The organism is Tabrizicola fusiformis, assembly GCF_013328815.1.
Taxonomy (GTDB): Bacteria; Pseudomonadota; Alphaproteobacteria; order Rhodobacterales; family Rhodobacteraceae; genus Fuscibacter.
The window spans coordinates 17,473-35,275 of record NZ_JABUHN010000001.1 but is presented as its reverse complement, the minus strand read 5'-3'; the positions used below and the strand labels follow the sequence as shown (position 1 = coordinate 35,275).

Annotated in this window: 7 protein-coding genes; 1 reads left to right on the top strand and 6 read right to left on the bottom strand. The window is 65.7% G+C overall.

What is annotated here, in order from left to right; all coding sequences use genetic code 11:
• Positions 1-3 precede the first annotated feature (3 nt).
• The 6 genes from HS053_RS00130 to HS053_RS00105 all read right to left on the bottom strand — a co-directional run bounded on the left by HS053_RS00130 (position 4) and on the right by HS053_RS00105 (position 16,481).
• Positions 4-810: a PP2C family protein-serine/threonine phosphatase gene (locus tag HS053_RS00130; protein WP_174209163.1), complete on the bottom strand. Its 807-nt coding sequence runs from the start codon at positions 808-810 to the stop codon at positions 4-6.
• 57 nt (positions 811-867) lie between these two features.
• On the bottom strand, positions 868-1,839 hold the full coding sequence (gene tagF, locus HS053_RS00125; RefSeq protein WP_174209162.1) for a type VI secretion system-associated protein TagF: 972 nt from the start codon (positions 1,837-1,839) through the stop codon (positions 868-870).
• Between the two features lies 1 nt (position 1,840).
• Positions 1,841-5,446 (bottom strand): type VI secretion system membrane subunit TssM, encoded by a 3,606-nt coding sequence (gene tssM / locus HS053_RS00120; RefSeq protein ID WP_174209161.1) that lies wholly within the window; start codon positions 5,444-5,446, stop codon positions 1,841-1,843.
• A gap of 16 nt (positions 5,447-5,462) precedes the next feature.
• Positions 5,463-7,208, bottom strand: coding sequence for a type VI secretion system protein TssL, long form (gene tssL / locus HS053_RS00115; protein ID WP_174209160.1), 1,746 nt, complete (start codon positions 7,206-7,208; stop codon positions 5,463-5,465).
• Between the two features lie 22 nt (positions 7,209-7,230).
• Positions 7,231-8,568 (bottom strand): type VI secretion system baseplate subunit TssK, encoded by a 1,338-nt coding sequence (gene tssK / locus HS053_RS00110; protein WP_174209159.1) that lies wholly within the window; start codon positions 8,566-8,568, stop codon positions 7,231-7,233.
• Between the two features lie 221 nt (positions 8,569-8,789).
• On the bottom strand, positions 8,790-16,481 hold the full coding sequence (locus HS053_RS00105; RefSeq protein ID WP_174209158.1) for an autotransporter-associated beta strand repeat-containing protein: 7,692 nt from the start codon (positions 16,479-16,481) through the stop codon (positions 8,790-8,792).
• A gap of 204 nt (positions 16,482-16,685) precedes the next feature.
• On the opposite strand from HS053_RS00105, the gene zapE reads away from it, so the two are divergent.
• Positions 16,686-17,771, top strand: a complete 1,086-nt coding sequence (gene zapE / locus HS053_RS00100) for a cell division protein ZapE (protein WP_174209157.1) — start codon at positions 16,686-16,688, stop codon at positions 17,769-17,771.
• Positions 17,772-17,803: the final 32 nt, after the last annotated feature.

Sequence of the window (17,803 nt, the reverse complement as noted above, 5' to 3'; positions counted from 1 at the left end):
CTCTTACGCATCCACATGCCATTCGTCGCCGCCCGGGCGCGAGGCGCCGACCGCAGGCGGCACCGCCCGCCCGGCCGCCATACGGTCCAGACAGCGCACCACAACAACGGTCACGTTGTCTTTCGCCCCGCGCGACAGCGTAAGCTGAACAAGGGCATCGCAGGCCGCCTGCGGTGCCATAGTGGCAATCGCCTGCGCCATTTCGGCATCCTCGACATGCTCGGTCAACCCGTCGGAACACAAGAGGAAAACATCGCCATGGGCCAGCCCGCCGGCAATCTCGTCGGTCATCGGGCGGTCATGCACACCGATTGCGCGGGTGATCACGTTGCGGCGCGGCCATGAGGCGGCCTGCTCGGGCGTGATGGCGCCCTGCCGCAGCAATTCATTCACCTCGGTATGGTCGGTTGTCACCTGCTGATAGGTGCCGCCGCGCAACAGGTAAACCCGGCTGTCGCCCGACCAGACGCAGGCAAAATGCCGGCCATAGGCCAGAAGCGCCACCAGCGTTGCCCCCACCGTGGCGCCGTTTAGCCGGCGCGACTGGTCCTGGATGATGGCATGGGCCCGCGCGATCCGATCCATGAACCGCGCCTGCAGATCAGGCGCCGAGGCAGGACGACCGACCGAGGCCACCGATTCCGCGATGGAGCGGCTGGCGAAATCGCCCGCCTGATGCCCGCCCATGCCATCGGCAACCAGCCAGACCCCGCTTTCGGGCTGGGTCAGATAGCTGTCCTCGTTATGGTTGCGAACCCGGCCGGTATCCGATGCGGCGCCGGTTTCGAACACGAAAGGAGCGTCGATCATCCTACCTCCCGCAGGAATGCCTTTTCGCGCAGCTTAGGCGCAAAGAACCGGGTCTGCCTAGCCATTGCCCACATGCCCCCGGAAAAACCATGCCAGCACCGCGCCCGACGGCAGACCGGCCCCGGCCCAGACCTGCGACCAGCGCGGCGCGGCGGGGGCAGCAGGTGCAGCGGGCGTTGCCACGGCCTCGGGCTGGGCTGGCGGCGCAAGGCCCGGCTCGGGCGCTGCGAAAAGGCCCAGCCCCCCGCCTGTTGCGAAGGGAGACCCCTCATCCTCGGGCAGATCGGGCAGCGCCCAAGCATCTTCGGTCGCCGCAACGACAAGATCTGGCTCTGCCGCCGCATCTTCCACCGCCACCGCCGGCTCCGAGGCCGCTTCGGCCTCGTCCGGGGCGGCGGTTTCAACCGCCGCGTCATCAACCGCCTCTTCAACCGGCTCGGCTTCGGGCGGCGGGGCGATATCCTCATCCCCCGCGACCCACCAATAGCTGCGACCAGCAGCGGCGCTGCGGTGGTCGGCCAGCGCCACATCCTCCCACAGCGCGGCAGCCGAGGCGCCGGGCCGCACCGCCCAGAACTCCGGCGCGACCGGGGCCGTCACCCCTTCGGCCGTCTCGGGTCGCGGCGCGCCTGCCAGCAGATCGGCGGTCTGCTCCAGCGTGCCCCATCCCAGACAGGCCGCAAGATGCGCCGACAGTGCCGCGTGCCAATCCTGCCCGGCCAGTGTCACCGGCGGCGGCGGCGTGCCGCCGCCCGTGGCCAGCATGACCAGCGGAAAGCGCCGCCCCACCCGGTCGCGGCTGGCGGCCATCACACCCGCCACCGGCTCGCCCCAGATGCCCTCACCCAGCCAGAAATGCAGCCGGGGGGCGGCGGGCCAGACCGCCTCCCACGCCGGGCCAAGGGTCGTGCGCGCCTCGGCCAGCGCGGCATCCAGCCAGACCTCCAGCCGTTTCAGCACCGCAGGCGGCAAGCCGTAGTCGATGAAATCGCCCTTGGCAGGGTGTTTGCCGTAAACCCCCAGCGCCATGTCACAGCCCCGTCGGGCAGCGGAATTCGCGCAGTTCCGCCATGTTGAACGGATTGGTCAGCGCATTGACCCGGATGTCATAGCTGATGTTGCGCCCGCCCACGATATGGCTGACCTGCAACACATCGCCCACCTGACGCGGGCTGCCCTCACGGATGAACTGCATGAAGGCCCAAGGCCCCTGCCACAGCTTCTGGCTCTCGCGGTTGCCCAGTTCCGGCAGCAGTTGCAACGAGGTGTTGCCCCCCCCGCCCGGCCATTTGATGGTGACCGGCGTATTGCCCTTCTGGCGCATCTGCACCGGCTGATCATCGACCACCAGAACCGATTGCTTCACCCGGTCATGCGCCTGCGTCTGGATGATGGTCACATCCAGTGCCACCGTCGGGCTGCGCCCCGGGAAGAAGGCATCGCGGATCGCCGCGGCCCGCTGAAACTGCCGCAACGTCTGCAAGGAAAGCTTGTCTGCAAGCGGGCTGTCGGCGTTCCAGGTCCAGTCTCCTGCCCCCATATTGGCGTGAACCGCCAGATGGGTGTTGAAGAAGCGGTCCAGCACGCCATCCGGGCCAAAGACCTGCGCAAACTCGGACAAGGGCACCTGACGGCCCGGGTTGTTCGAGAAGGGATAACGCCCCTCGACCGTGGCCTGACAGACCGCCGCAACTTGGCTCGTCAGTTCCTGATTGATCTGCGAAATGGTCGAGCTTGCGGCATCGCCCTCAAAATCCTCGACCGCCTCGTTCACCATCCGCTTCAGCGGTGCGGGCAGTTTCGACACGGTGGCCTTCAACTGCCCGATCAGCGCGGGCATCTGTGCTGCCGCCTGCGCCTGATTGAACTGCGCCGACAGGATCAGCCCCTGCAACACATTGTCGAAGCTTTTCAGCAGCCCGTCGATCGGCCGCGCCCCCGGCGTGCCTTCCAGCAGCAGGTTATATTCCTGAAAATTCGCCTCGATATCGGCGCCGGGCACGAAACCGGCCCCACCCGCACCACCGCTGGCCCCGGCATTGCCGGCGCGGGCCTGCGACTTGCCCGCCTCCAGCACCAGCTCAAGCCCGATCCGCGACAGGCCCGAGGTGCGGCTGACAATCTGCATCTCGATCTGGCTTTGCGCCTTGTCGATGGCACCGCCGGCATGGTCGATGGTGGCCGAAAGCTGATCCGCCGGGGTTTCGGCCACTGGCGCCGCCGTCAGCCGGGTTTCCGCCGAAATCGACTCCACTAGCTTGAGGATGGGCGAGGTCGCGGGCGCCGCCGCCGCCGAAAGCGCCTGATAGGTCGGCTTGTCGGCGGCCATCTGGGCCAGCTTGATATTGTCCAGCATCGATTCCCATGCCGCGATGTAATCCTCGCGGTAGCGCGCCAGCAGGGTCGGACCCAGTCGCTTCAACTGCGCGCCGATATCCGCCTCCTCGGCCTGCTTGCCCATCACCCATTGCTCGGTCTCGATCTTCTGCGCGACGGCAGCGAGTTGGTCGAGGAAGAAGCCGTGGAACCCCTCATAGGTGTAAAGCGCGGGCACCCCCAGCACCGACAGATCGCTGCCATCGACCGTTTCGAACACCAGCCGCGCATCGGCGCCGGTCCGTTCGACAAGGTTGAAATCAGGAATGCCGGAATAGGGTGCCGTGGCCTTGATCAGCGAATACGCCTGCTCTTCCACGCTCATCCGGCCCAGAATGATTTCGGATTTGGAAACCAGATCGGCGTTCAGCGTCACCGAGGGCGTCGTGGTGTCATCCAGTTCCAGCATCGCCACCAGATGGTTCGACAGCATGGTCCGGGCGGCTTCGTTGTTGATGCCCGGATAGGTGACCTGCGCCCAGTCCTGTTCAAACCAGTTGCGCACGAATTCGTCCTGCGGCACCGGCGCGGCGCCGCCCAGCGCCTTGTAGACTTTCAGCGTCTCATAAATCGCCAGCGTGTTGTTCGAACCGACAAAGCCCTGCAACTGCTCTTCCACCCGCAGAACCAGACGCGGGCGGAACAGCCGCTCCAGCCCCTGACCATAGGCATCGCGGGCCGCCTGACGCAGCGCACCTTGCTGCGACAGGCCGAAACCGCGGGTCCAGTCGCTGTCGTCAATCTCGGGCGATTCATAGCCCGCAGGCATGGTGCGCAGGATTTGCAGGTGATTGGCCACGCGCAGCAGGTCGGTGTCCGAAATCTCGGTCGCCTTCATATCCTCGCTGGCGGCCAGTTCGTAATCGGCCAGCGCCGCCTCGGCCGATTGCACCAATTGCCGGTTGTTGTAGTAGCTATAGGCCCAGGCCCCCAGCACCGCCGCTGACGCCAGCAGCATCAGCGAATTTGCCGCGATGCGGAACACCGAAGAGCGCCGCACTGCCTTGCGGTCATAGGACACCCAGCCCTGTTCGGCAAAGATCACCTTGGCCAGAAGGTCATGCAGGAAAAAGCTCTTGCCGCGCCCCGACATCAGCCCGCTTGTATCGGCCCCGCCAAAGCTGCGGCTCATCGCGCCCAGAACCTGGTCGATCGGGGTGCCTTCCTGCGTGCCCGAGGTAAAATAGAACCCGCGCAGGATGGCATTGGTCTTGTAGCGCGTGGGTTCGAACACCTGCCGCAGGAAGCTGGCGATTTCGTCCTTCAACTCGGCCATCTGGCCGGGCAGGCCGAAAATGGCGATGCGGTTCACGCCATCGGGCTCTTCCGACATCCGGTCTATGACCTCTTCGGACAGCCGGGCGACCAGCGCGTCATATTCCGCTGGAACCCGGTCCCAGGTCTGCTCCTTGCGGCTTTGTGTCTGAAAGGTGGTGCCCCAGACCTTCTTGCGGCGTCCGGCGGCAAAACTGGCGAAATATTCGCGGAAGCCGGCAATCAGATCGGCCTTGGTGAACATCACATAGACCGGGAAATCGACCTTCAGCGCCTCGTGGATCTCGGCCAGACGGGCGCGGACGATTTCGGCGTGTTTGGTGATCGTCTCGGCATCGGCGCGCATCAGATCGGCCACCGAGAAGGCAAGGATAACGCCGTTGATCGGCTGCTTGGGCCGGTTCTTTTTCAGAAGCGACAGGAAGGACGACCAGCTTGCCTTGTCGCCCGCGGCATCGCTGTCTTGCGTGGTATAGCGCCCTGCGGTGTCGATCAGCACCGCATCCTCGGCAAACCACCAGTCGCAATAGCGCGTGCCGCCAAAACCCTTGAGCCCGGCCTGCTCGGTCGCGGCCAGCGGGAACTTGATTTCCGAATTGACCAGCGCCGTCGTCTTGCCCGAACCCGGCGGGCCGATGATCACATACCACGGCAGATCGTAGAGATAATTCTTGCCGCCGCTGGATTTCTTGAGCTGCACCAGTGCCGACTGCATCCGGCCTGCCAACTCTTTGCCGTCGCCATCCGGCGGGGCATCGGCCACCAGCGCGGTTTCCAGCGCCTTTTGCCCCTTGCGCCGCCGCAACAGCGCCAGAAGGCCCCAGATGCCCAGGATCAGCGCCAGCACGCCGATGATGGTCAGCCGCACCCAGAGGGGATCGAACGGCACCGCCTCGCCAAAAGAAATCAGCGGCCCGGCAAAGAACACCACCGCCGAAAAGGCCAGAAACCCGATGAGGATCAGAGAAAGCTTCACCCAGCGCATCTGTCGCGTCCCGTCCTCAGCCTGACTGGCCCAGCGTCTCCTGACGCTTGATCATGATTTCCACCCGGCGGTTCTGCGCGCGGCCATCGTCGGTTTCATTGTCGCCGATCGGGTCGGCCTCGCCCTTGCCTTCGACGACGAACCGTTCCTTGTCGGTCATCGTCTCGGCCAGAACCTTTTTCACCGCCTCGGCGCGGGCCAGCGACAGGTCGTGGTTGTTCTTGAACTTGCCCCGCCCGCTCATCGGGACGTTATCGGTATAGCCAAAGACAAAAACCGGCCCCGGTTCGTTGTTCAGCGAGGCGGTGATCCGGGCCGCCAGATCGGCGAATTCGGGCTTGGTCGTGGCCTTGCCCGTGGCAAAGAGCAGCGCGTTCGACACCCGGACAAAAATGAAATCACCCTTGGTCGCCACTTCGACAAGGCCGCCTTCGATGTCCTTGGCCATGGCGCCGCGCAGCCGGTCAAGCTGAGCCGGATCGCCCAGCGCCTCTTTGTCCACCACCAGCGGCTCAAACGCCACGGCAGCGGGACGCACCAGCGAAACCTCGGTCACCGGATGCATCGACAAAAGCCGCTGCGACACCACGCTGCCTTCGCCCGAAATCAGCATCGAGAGGCCGAAATAGGCCCCCATCAGCCCCAGCCCCAGAACCGAGCCGATCACCCACAAAGGCGTGCCGCCAAAGCGCCGTCGCCCGCCGACATCCACCGGCTGCCAGCGTGGCGAGATGTCGTCATCGGGGCGCTGCTGCACGCGGCGCAGACTGTCATAGATCATGCCCCGGATGCGGGCCAGTTCCACCGCCCCGTTGGGCGCCGTGCGATACTGCCCCTCGAACCCCAGCGACAGGCAGGTCATCGCCAGTTCCAAAAGCTGGAACCGCTGCGCGGGGGCCTGCAACGCCTTTTCCACCTCCTGAAAGAACCCCACGCCCGAGGTGCGGCGGTTGAAGAACCGCACGGTCATGGAATACTGAATCCAGATATGCCGGTCATTGCCCGGGATGTTCTGCACGATGTCGTCGGCCGTCGAACACAGCAGGTATTTCGCCACCTGCGTTTCATGCGGCTCTATCCCGGCCTTCAGGCAGTTTTCCTCGAAGACCTCGATCTCATGCGTCACATGCTCCATCAGCGGGCGCGCATCCATTTCCACCATCTGCGTGCGCAGACGGCCGAACAGGATCATCAGATTGGCAGCCGCCGCCAGCATCGGGCTTTTCGGCCCGCCAGACCCCAGCCCCTTGGCCGACAGCGCCACCCGCAGGTCGATCTTGGGGCCCTGCGCCTCGTAATTGGTGGGCTGCGCAGTCGAGACATCGGGGAAGAAGCTGTCACCCTGCGCGAAAGGCCCGCCGATCACGGTGCGCTGGTTCTGGTTCGGCTGGCCAAAGGCACCGCCACCGGCGCCAAAGCCCGGCTGCCCCTGCCCCACACCGGGGGCGAAACCGCCGCCGCCACCGAAACCGCCCGGCTGACCGCCAAAGCCCGGCTGCGGCGCGGGCGTGCCGAAACCGCCGCCACCGCCCCACGGATCATTCGGATCGCCGCCCATGCCCGAGGGCGCGGCGCCAAAGCCGCCTGCCTGCCCGCCGCCAAAGCCGCCCGGCTGCTGCGGCGCACCAAAACCGCCCGGCAGCGCACCGCCGATCACCGTGGACTGGTTCGGCGCCGCCTGCCGCTTGCCGCCGCCCGGCATAGGTGCCATCCCGCCCGGAAGCGCACCGCCGATGACCGTCTTGTCCTTGTCATTGCTCATGCCGCAGCCCTCATGCCCGGGATCACGACCGGGTCTCGACGATCGCCCAGAGTTCCATCTTCAGATCGGGCCAGTCGCCGGCGAAATGCATCCCGATGGCCGGCGCCGTGGAAAACTCGCGCCAGAGTGGCGAGTTCTTCTCGATGATGAAGTAAACATTGCGCGAGACAGCGCGGATCTGGCGTGGCGGTGTCGGCGCATGGATCAACTCGATCCCCGGCAGGTTGTTGTTGACGATTTCCGCCATCCGGGTGTTCGGCCCCACCTTGCAGAGCAAGGGGAATTGCTGCGCCACCACGGTCAGCGACCGGCTCGATTCCACCTCGACGACAAAGGTTGCATCGCGGAACAGGTTCCGGTCCGGCACCTGCGCCAGATAGGAATTCTGCCGCACCATGACCAGTTCCAGCCGCGTCGCCCGGCCCGGATCGCGCGACAACAGCCGCTGGATGTCACGCACCACCGGCTCGACACTGCCCTTCAGGTCGGCGTGGTCATAGGGCGTGTAAACCGGCGCCTGCCGCTTGTCGTTGTCAAAGGTCCACAGCTCACCGGAAAAGCGCAGAAGCTCTTCATAGAGCCGCTCGGGATGCACATAGCGGCTGTTGCGCAGGTGGCGCAGCACGTTGATTTCCCGGTTCAGCGCCAGCAGCATGAAGTAATCGGTCGCCTGCAACCCGCCCGCCGCCGAAGGGTCGGCGGCATAGCGGGCCAGACTTTCCAGCTTGGTCTCGACCCAGCCGATCACCCGGTCCAGCCAGCCCAGCGCCACCGAGTGACCAGTGATGGTCAAGAGCGGCGGCGGAAAGGCGTCATCCATGATCACAACATTGTCGCGCACCTCAATGATGCGGCCGACCTTGATGCATTGATAGCCCGGCTTCGGCGTGGCACGGATGTCCAGTTCCAGCCGCGGCATCGCAATCTCGATCTGGGTTTCCAGCCGCATCGCGCTGGCACTGTCGGCCACCGTCTCGGCCCCCAGAACAAAGCGGGTGGCGGCATCCGCCTCGGCATCCATCGCCACTTCGCGGCCGTTCATCACCTGATCGGGCAGGGTCAGCCAGACGCCCAGCCCGTCGCTGCCCTCGGGCACCTCGATGGCGCGCGGCAAGGGGCTTACCGCGGGGGCGTCAAACGGCGTGCCATCAGCGAAGATCCCAGCGACCAGCGCCAGTTCGATCCGGCCCTGTTGCAGCCGGTCGCGGTTGATCCGCATTTCCTCGATGCCCCAGGGATAGGGCGAGACATGCCGGGTCCGCGCCTCGACCAGCTTTTCGACATAGCGGTCGTTCTGCTGCAGATGATGGGGCTGCAGAAACAGCCCTTCCTTCCACGCGACCTTGCTGAACCAAGACATCCTGCCCTCAATCTGCCCGGGGCCATGACTGGCCCGAAATCACAAAACAAACCACTGGAACAAAACCCTGCGGGCCACAAACACCCGCAGACTGCATCCTGCGTCCTTGCTGCCGCCGGATCAAGTGCGGTTTTGGGCCGCCCGTCACAGGGCCGTGCGAAAAAGAAAACCCCGGCAAGGGCGGACCTTGCCGGGGCGATGTTCACACAGCCATTGCCCACTCAGAACGACAGGCGGACCTGTGCGGTCACGCTGTAAGCGTCGCTCACATTCTCGCCGATCCGCAGGTCGCCGCGGATGCTGGCGTTCAGTTGCTTGGCCCCGGCCGCCGTTCCGGCATCCAGGATCTTGACGTAGTTCAGACCCAGCGAGAATTCGCCAAACCCGCCGATCGACGCCACCGACACCGGCTCGGGGTTCAGACCGTCGCCATCGGTGTCAAACAGGGCCCCCCGGTCGCCGCCGAAGTCCTGATAGTAGTTGCCCGAGACAAAGGCCGTCGTCGCCGAACCGCCATCCTCGGCAATGAAGGTCCGGGCCAGCGCGCCGCCGACAAAGCCCACAACCGAGGTGAAGGCTTCAAGCTCCAGCGTCTCGCCGCCCGAAAGCGTCAGGGTATCGCCCGACACATGCGTCAGGTTGAAGCCTGCGGTCGGCACAAAGTTGATGCCCTTCTCTTCGTTCACGTCCATCCGGTAGCTGACCCGGGTGCCGATGGTGGTCGCCTTGGTCGAATAGCTGAGACCGTCCAGACCCACCGGCAGACCGACCAGCGTGGTTTCGCTGAGATCGAACGAAGTGTCGTCATAGCGCAGTTGCAGGTCCGCCGAGAGCCGGTCCTTGGCACCGGCCACATAAAGGCCGATGTAGTTCTGGGTAAAATCGGTGCCCAGAAGGCCGGTCGTCAGCCCAGGCTGCGTCGGGTCCGAGAACAGCGACTGGTCGGTCGAACCGGCGTTGTAGCCCAGCATCACACCCGCGGCACCGTCCCAGCCGTCGAAGAACCGGCCATCGAAGCAGCCCACGTCATAGCCGCCCTGCACGCCGTAGAAGTCCGACGAGATCGAGTTGTTGGTGGTAAACCCGTTCGAGCTGGACTGCCCGGCCACCGTGGCCCGGCCGCCCGTCGCACGGAAGTAACCGCCCTGCGAGCAACCTTCTTCCGCCGCCAGACCCGAAACGAAGGGGCTGGTCGGACGGTTGACGATGGTGCCGATCAGCGCCTGCGTCATCGAGGCAGAGGCCGCCACGCCACCCACAGCCGGGTTGACCTGGCTGCGCACCTGGATGTCAGAGCCGACCTGATCCAGCGTGTAGATGATCGAGCCGCCCACCGGCAGCGCCGAACTGCCCGTGACCGCAGCCCCACCTGCCGCCCCGCTGAACACCGTGATCGCCGAGCCGATATAGCCGTTGCCGGTGATCGTGAAGTCCAGGTTGATGGTCGAGGCCGTGGCCAGCGTGCCTGCCACCCGGTCCGAGGTGCCGTCCGACAGGTTCAGGTCAAGCTCATAGCTGCCCGTCCCGCTGACCCCGCCATTGACCGTCAGCACATCGTCCGTCGCACCGTCCTGAAGATCAACCGTGCCGCCGTTGCTCAGATTTCCGGTGATCGTCGAGGTGCCGTTGCTTTGCAGCGTGCCGTTGTTGGTCAGGCTGCCATCCACCGTGCCGCCATCCAGCGCCATCACAGCGCCCGCGTCGTTGGTCACCGTGGTCGCCTGCAGCGTCCGGCCGGCGCTGACCGTGGTCAGACCGCCGCTCTGGTTGGTATAGCTGCCCAGACCCAGAATGCTGCCCGCCGTCACCGTCACCGTGCCCGCGTTGGTAAAGGTCCGGGTCGCGCCGGGGGTGAAAGTCAGATCGCCGGTGGTGGCAAAGATACCCTCATCCGCTCCGCCGCCCGCACCCACGTTGTTGTTGACGACATTGCCCGAAATCGTGCCGCGGGCCTGCACTTCGCCGCCGGTGTTGGTCAGCGTGCCGCCCAGCGTGCCACCCTGCAACTGCACAAGGCCCAGCGTCGCCACGTTGACCGCGCCGCCCAGATTGCCGGTGGCCGTCACCTGCAACGTGCCCTCGGTCACCTGCGTCGTGCCGGTAAAGGTGTTGCTGTCGCCCGACAGAACCAACGTGGCCCCGCCCGTCGCATCGCCATCCGCGGCCGCATTCACCGTCAGCGTGCCGCTGCCGGTGATCGCTCCCGAGATCGCCGAGTTTGCCCCGGCCAGCGTCAGGTTGCCCGTCGCAAGATCGACAGTCCCCGCGCCGTTGACGGCATTGATCGTCTCGGTTCCGGCAGTGATGCGGAAGGTGCCCGCATTGGTCACCACCGCCCCCGAGACAAGCGCCGAACCATCGGTTTCCAGCGTACCTGCCGCAGCCGTTTCAAGATCGGTCGCGGCAATCGTGCCGGTGATCCGCAGGGTGCCTGCATTCACGTCAACCGTGCCGGTCAGGCCATTCACACCGCTGAACACCTGGGTATTGGTGCCCAGCTTGATCAGGTCGCCCGCGCCCGTCACATTGCCGGCATAGGTCGCGGTGTCCAGCGTCGCCTCACCCAGCGTCAGGGTGTTGGCCGCATCGACATCCACCGTGCCGCCCGAACCGTTCAGCGTGGCAATCGCCTCGTCGATGTTCACATCGACCAGACCGCCGTTCACTGTCAGGTCGGTCGCGGTGGTCAGACCCTCGCCGCCATCAAGGCTCAACTCACCCGAAGCCACGGTCACATTGGTCGAGGCGATGGTGCCGGTGACGGTGGTCGTGCCGGTCTGCACCGTCACAGTGCCCGCGCCGGTCAGCAGACCTCCCACCGAGCCGCCCGACATCGTGGCGCCACCCGATTGGGTAACCGTAGTGCCGGTGCCGATGGTGCCACCGTTCTGGCTGAAGGTGCCGGTCGAAACCGTCACCGTGCCACTGGTCGTGCCGCCGGTCTGGGCAAAGCTGGTGGTGGTCAGCGTCGAGGTGCCGTTCACAAAACCGCCGGTCTGGGTCAGGCTGCCGATCGTCTCGGCGCCGTTCACCCGCAGGATGCCATTGGCGCCCGCCACCGAAACCGCCGCCGTATCGGCAATCCCGTCGCCATCGGTCGTCAGCGCGCCATTGCCCGAGATGGTCACCACCGTCGAGGCAATCGCGCCCACGCCATTCAGGTTCAGCGCCCCGCCGCCATTGACCACGGTTTCGCCGGTATAGGTGTTGACCGCCGTCAGGTTGGTGATCGAGCTGCCCGTCACCGTCAGCCCGCCATCGCCCGAAATCACGCCCGCGATATCCGAGGTGCCGCTGGTCAGCGCCAGCACAGACCCCGAAGAAAGATTGGTCGTGCCGTTGCCGTCCATCTCGGCGATGGTCTCATCGCCACCGCCGGTCAGCATCAGACCAAAGGGCGCCGCCAGTGCCGCCGGCAGGCCATTGTTGGTCACCACCATCGCCGGATCAAAGGCACCGCCGTCGCTGGTAACACTTCCGGCCGCGCCGATAACGAGTGAGGCCGAGTCGAGCGAGCCGCTGCCGGTCAGCGCCAGCGTGCCGCCCGATACCGTGGTGGTGCCGCTGAAGGTATTCGCCCCGGTCAGGGTCAGCGTGTCGGTGCCCACCTTCTCCAGCGCGCCGGTGCCCGAAATCACGCCGCCAAAGCTCGAGTTCACCAGATCGCTGTCACCCACGATCAGCCCGCCGGTGCCCGTCATGGCAATGCTGCCAGCCGTGCCCGAAAGCTCGCCCATGGTCAGGACTGCCGAGACATTGGTGGTGCCGCCATTGGCCACCAGCCCGCCGATGGTATCGGCCACGCCCGCGTTCAGGATGCCGCCCGTCACGGTGACCGTGCTGGCATCGCCGATGTTGGACGCGCCCGAAAGCGTGACCGTGCCCGAGTTGACCGTCACATTACCGGTGATCGCCCCGGTATTGGTGAACAGCGCCGAAGAGCTGTGCGTCAGGCTGGCGAGCGTGCCGGTGTTCGAGCCGGTGCCCGCGCCGGTGTTGGTCAGCGCACCCGCCACGCCGTTGTTGGTGATGCTGCCCGCATTGCTGACCCCGGCCATCGCGCCATTGTTCACCACAGTGCCGCCCGCGCCGATTGTGGTCGCGGTCGCCACGTTGCCGCCGGCCTGAACCGTGGTCGTCCCGCCGGTCACGTTCAGCGTGCCTGCCCCCAGAATATCATTGCCGATACTGGATGCACCAGTCGCGTTGAAGGCGTTGGTCGTGCCGTTCACTGTCAGAGTCGCGCCCCCGGCCACGTTGATCGTGCCGCCGGAAGCCTGCTCGATCGAACCGATGGTTTCCGAGCCGTTGATGTTGATCGTTGCCGTGCTGAGGTTGACAAGCTCGGCATTGCTGGCCAGCGCACCGCCATTGGTGGTGAAAACCCCGGTCGCCCCGGTGCCGCCCACCTGAATTGCCGCGGTGGTTGCCCCTGCGGCCATGATCATGGTGCCGCCCACCGTTCCCATGGTGCCGGTCATCGTGCTGTCGCCGGTCATGGTGATGGTGTTGCCGAAGTTGGTCAGGAAGGCCGAGAAGTTGCCACCCGTGACATTGCCCGCAAAGCTGGTCGAAACCGCCCCGCTCAGGGTAAGGGTGTTCGCGCCCAATGCCACGGTGCCACCCGTCGCCGAGGCAACGGACCCGACAACCTCAGAGGTCTGGACATTGACGGTCGTGCCATCGGCAAGGATCAGGTCCACCGAATCCGCAAGGGCGCTGCCCCCGCTCAGCGACAGCGTGCCGCCGCTCACCGTCATGTCGCCGGTAAAGGTGTTCGCCGCCGACAGAACCAACTCACCCGCGCCGATCTTCTCCAGAGGACGGCCCGCCGCATCCTCGCTGATCACGCCCGATTGTTCTGCCGACCCCGTGGTCACCTGAACCTGCGTGGTGTTCGAGGCGATCTCGATCGGCGTCGCGCTGTTCACGCCATCGGCATAGTCGATCACCGAACCCGTCGTCGTGATCTGTCCCGCAGCCCCGCCGGCCGCGCCGTCGGATTCAAGCCGCAGCGTGCCGTCCACGGTAATGGCACCGATCGAATTGGTGCCGCCAAGGACAAGGGTGCTGCCCCCGCCAACGTCAATCGTGGCCATGGTGACGGTGCCGGACAGGGTATGTGTTCCCCCTGTGGTCGCCAATGCGCTGTCGGCGTCGCCGGTGATATCGCCGCTATGTGCCGAATCCTGCGTGCCGCCCGCCAGCGTCAGGACTGTGCCCACGCCATTGACATTGATCGTACCGATGCCCGGCCCGTCAAAGGCGTTGTTCGTCAGATAGGCGATGGTTTCCGAACCGTTGATATTAATGGTGCCGTCCGAGATCAGTCCGACATCGGCATTGGTCAGCACCCCGCCCTCAAGGGTCAGGGTCGCGCCCGTGATCGCGCCCACCGCGCTGGCGTCCAGTGTAGCCCCCGAGGCCAGCACCACCTCACCCGCCGACGCGCCCATCGTGCCGGTAAAGCCCGAGCCGTCGCCCGAGAAGGTCAGAACCGCAGTGCCCACCTGAGAGAATACGCCGGTGTTCCCGCCCAAAAGCGTGCCCGCAAAGGTGCTGTCGGCAGCGCCGTTGGTCATGAAGACCTTGCCACCAACATCAAGCGTGCCGCCTGCCGCGACGTTCAGCCTGCCAACCGTCTCTTCGTCGGTGGTCGATTCCAGAATGGCGCCCGCGTTGATCTGCACCGCAGAACTGTCGGCAATCGCCGCGCCGCCCTCAAGTGCGAGCGTGCCCGCGGAAACGGTGGTGGTGCCGGTGTAGGTGTTGGCGCCCGACAGGGTGGTCCTCCCACCCAAAGTCTTGGTCAGCGACATGCCACCGACGCCATCCTCAATCACGCCCGAAATCTCGGCGTTGAGGTTGCTTTCCAGTGTCAGCACCGTCGCAGCGCCACCGCTGTTGGTGATGGTGCCGCCGCCCGCCAGATTGGCGATGGCATGGAGGTTGCCCGCCAGATCCAGTGTCGCCCCGTCTTCCACCGTGGTGTTCCGGTCGGTCAGGACGCCGCCGGCACTGGTCAGAACGTTGACGCCACCCAATTGCAGCGTTCCGCCGGCAACGGTGACATCCGAATTGCTTGAAACCGTGGCGAACGTCGGGTCCAGAACGACGGTCCCGTCATTGGTGGCCGAGCCGAAGGTGGTCAGCGTATTGGCGCCGAAATTCAGCGCGCCCGGCCCAAGGGTCAGTGTCTCGCCGTTCACTGCGCCGATGGTGTTCGAGGTGCCGCTGGCAAGGGCGAGGCTGCCCGGGCTCAGGGTCGAGGTGCCGACGGCGGTCAGTTCACCCCCCGACAGGGTCAGGTTTGCCCCAAGGCTGCCGCCATCCACGTTCAGCGTGCTGGTCACGGTCACGGCACCGCCGTTGATCGTGCCGGTCAGCAGGGTGGTGCCCGTCTGCACCGTGGTCAGCCCCGCACCGCCGAGGGTGCCCGCGATGGTGCCGCCTTCAAGCGTCTTGGCGCCAGCCACGTTCACCGTCACACCCGAAGCAATCTCGCCGCCACTTTGGCCAAGGGCGCCCGTCACCGTCAGCGTGGAATCGCCCCCCAGCGTGCCGCCCGACTGGGTGACGCTTGCCACCGTATCATCGTCGTCGATGTTGACCGAGCCGGTGCCCGAAATATCCAGCGCCGTTCCGGCCGCAAGCGCACCATTGGTGGCGGTCAGGGAGCCGCCCGAGACATTGACATCTGTCGAAGCGATACCGCTCGTCAGGGTCAGCCCGCCCGAAACCACATTGGTTTCGCCGGTATAGGCCTTGTCGGCGCCGTTGAACTGCACCGTCGCGCCATCCACGGTAATGCCGCCATCGCCGGTGATCGTGCCGCCAACGTCATAGGTGCCGCTGGTCAGGGTCAGGTCGGCGGAGTTGTCCACCTCGATATCACCGAAGAAGCCGAAAAGGTTGCCCACCGCCTCGTCGCCGGTGATTTCCAGCGTGATGTCGCCCGCAATATTGGTGCTGGACGACAGCGCCCCGCCATCGGTCGAAAGGGTGCCGGCGGCGGCGCCGCTGATATTGCCGACGATCGTGCCAGCGCCCGTCACCGCAAGGGTGCCGGCGCTGATCGAAGTGGAGGCCACACTGGTTGCGCCGGTCAGCGTCAGCGTGCCGGTGCCTGCCTTGGTAAAGGTGCCATCGCCGATGATCCCACCGTCATATTGCGTCGAGGTATTGTCGCCGCCCGCCGTCAGGGTCTGCCCCGCCGCGATATCCACCTGCCCGCCGGTGCCCGCAAGGCTGCCGATCGTGTCCGAGGCGTTGACGTCCAGCGTGCCCTGATTGACCGTCACCTGTTGCGTGTCAGAGAGGTTGGTTCCCGTTGCCAGGAAAAGCGAGGTCGGACCGTTCAGCGTGGTCGTGCCGGTGACCACGCCCTGGTTGGTAAAGCCGCCCGCAGTGGCCGTCAGATTGCCGGTGATCGTCCCGGCGTTCGAGCCGCCTGCGCCACCCGCAGTCACAGCACCGACGACAGCGCCTCCGCTGCTGATCGAAAGCACGCCGGTCCCGGAAACCGTCACCGGCGAAGTCAGCGTGCCCGCCACCGTCAGCGAGCCGCCGGAAATATTCGTCCCGCCGACCGTGACCGAGTCCCCAGCCCCGATAACCGGCTGGAGGGCGCCGCCCCCTCCGGTGATCAGCGCCGTTTCACCCACGGTATCGGGCACCCGCCCCGCTCCACCGCCCGCCCAGTTGTTGAGCGTGAGCCAGTTCGTCGTGGCTCCGCCGGCATCCCAGGTCCGGTCCTGTGCCTCTGCCTGCCCGCCCAGCATCAGCATTGCCCCGGTGGCAAGGATGAAGACCAGTTCGGTCGCCCGGCCCATCCGGCAGTGGCGCCGCAGGCTGCGCTGGCGGATGCCGACTTGCCGGGTGGCGGTCGAGATCGGAAGGATGGATGCGGTCATAATAATAGCCCCTGTCGGCTGGCAGGTTGAAACGAATGTTGCCGGCAAGAGTAGGGAACGCCCCTTGCGCTTGCAAACGGTTTGTCTTTTTCGCGGCGCATTAACTTGCCCGAACGAGGATTGGCCGCAACATTTCTTGATCAAACCCCAGGATACCATGGTATACGGTCTTTTCCTGAAGGGCAGCAGCCGCTATCCAGAGACATGCGCCCCACGCTGACCGAGATTTATGACAGCCGCGTCGCCGCGGGCAGCCTGCGCCCCGATCCGGCGCAACATGCCGTGCTGCCCGGGCTTGAGGCGCTGCGCCTTTGGCTTGAGGCGAATGCGACCCGCAAGGTCGGCCTGTTCGCCGGTCTTTTCGCGCGTCCGGTGGCGCCGCCCAAGGGGCTTTACCTCTGGGGCGGGGTCGGGCGCGGCAAGTCGATGCTGATGGACCTGTTCTTCGAGGCGACCGGGATCAGCGGAAAGCGGCGGGTGCATTTCCATGCCTTCATGCAGGAAATCCACCGCGGGATGCATGAGGCGCGCAAGACCGGGGTCGAAGATGCGCTGGCCCCGGTGGCCGAAGAGGTGGCCCGCGGGCTGCGGCTCTTGGCCTTTGATGAAATGCAGATCACCGACATCACCGATGCGATGATCGTCGGGCGGCTGTTTGAAAAGCTGCTGGCGGCGGGGGTGGTGATCGTCACCACCTCGAACCGCCCGCCGGAAGACCTCTACAAGAACGGGCTGAACCGGGCGCTGTTCCTGCCCTTCATCGCCATGCTGCACGACCGGCTTGAGGTGGTGGGGCTGGAAAGCCCCAATGACTACCGCCAGCACCGTCTGGCCGGGGCGCAGGTCTATTTCCATCCCTCGGGCAAGGTGAAGGGCCAGATCGAGGCGATCTGGGCCGATCTGACCGGCGGTGCCCGGGGCGAGCCGCTGCGCCTGCCGGTGAACGGGCGCGAGGTGGAATTGCCGCGCTTTGCCAGCGGTGTGGGCCGCGCGAGTTTCTGGGAGCTGTGCGCCCGCCCCCTCGGCCCCGCCGATTACCTTGCCATTGCGGCAGCGGTGCGGGTGCTGATCCTTGAGGATATCCCGCAACTGTCCGCCTCGAATTACAACGAGGCCAAGCGTTTCGTCACCCTGATCGACGCGCTCTATGAGGCGAAGGTGCGGCTGATCTGCTCGGCCGCGGATGAGCCGGAGCGGCTTTACACCGAAGGCTCGGGCGCCTTCGAATTTGAACGCACCACCTCACGCCTGCGCGAGATGCAGGGGGCGGATTGGGGGCAGACCGGATAGGCCGGCGCCCCTGCCCGGCCAGCCGGGGGTTT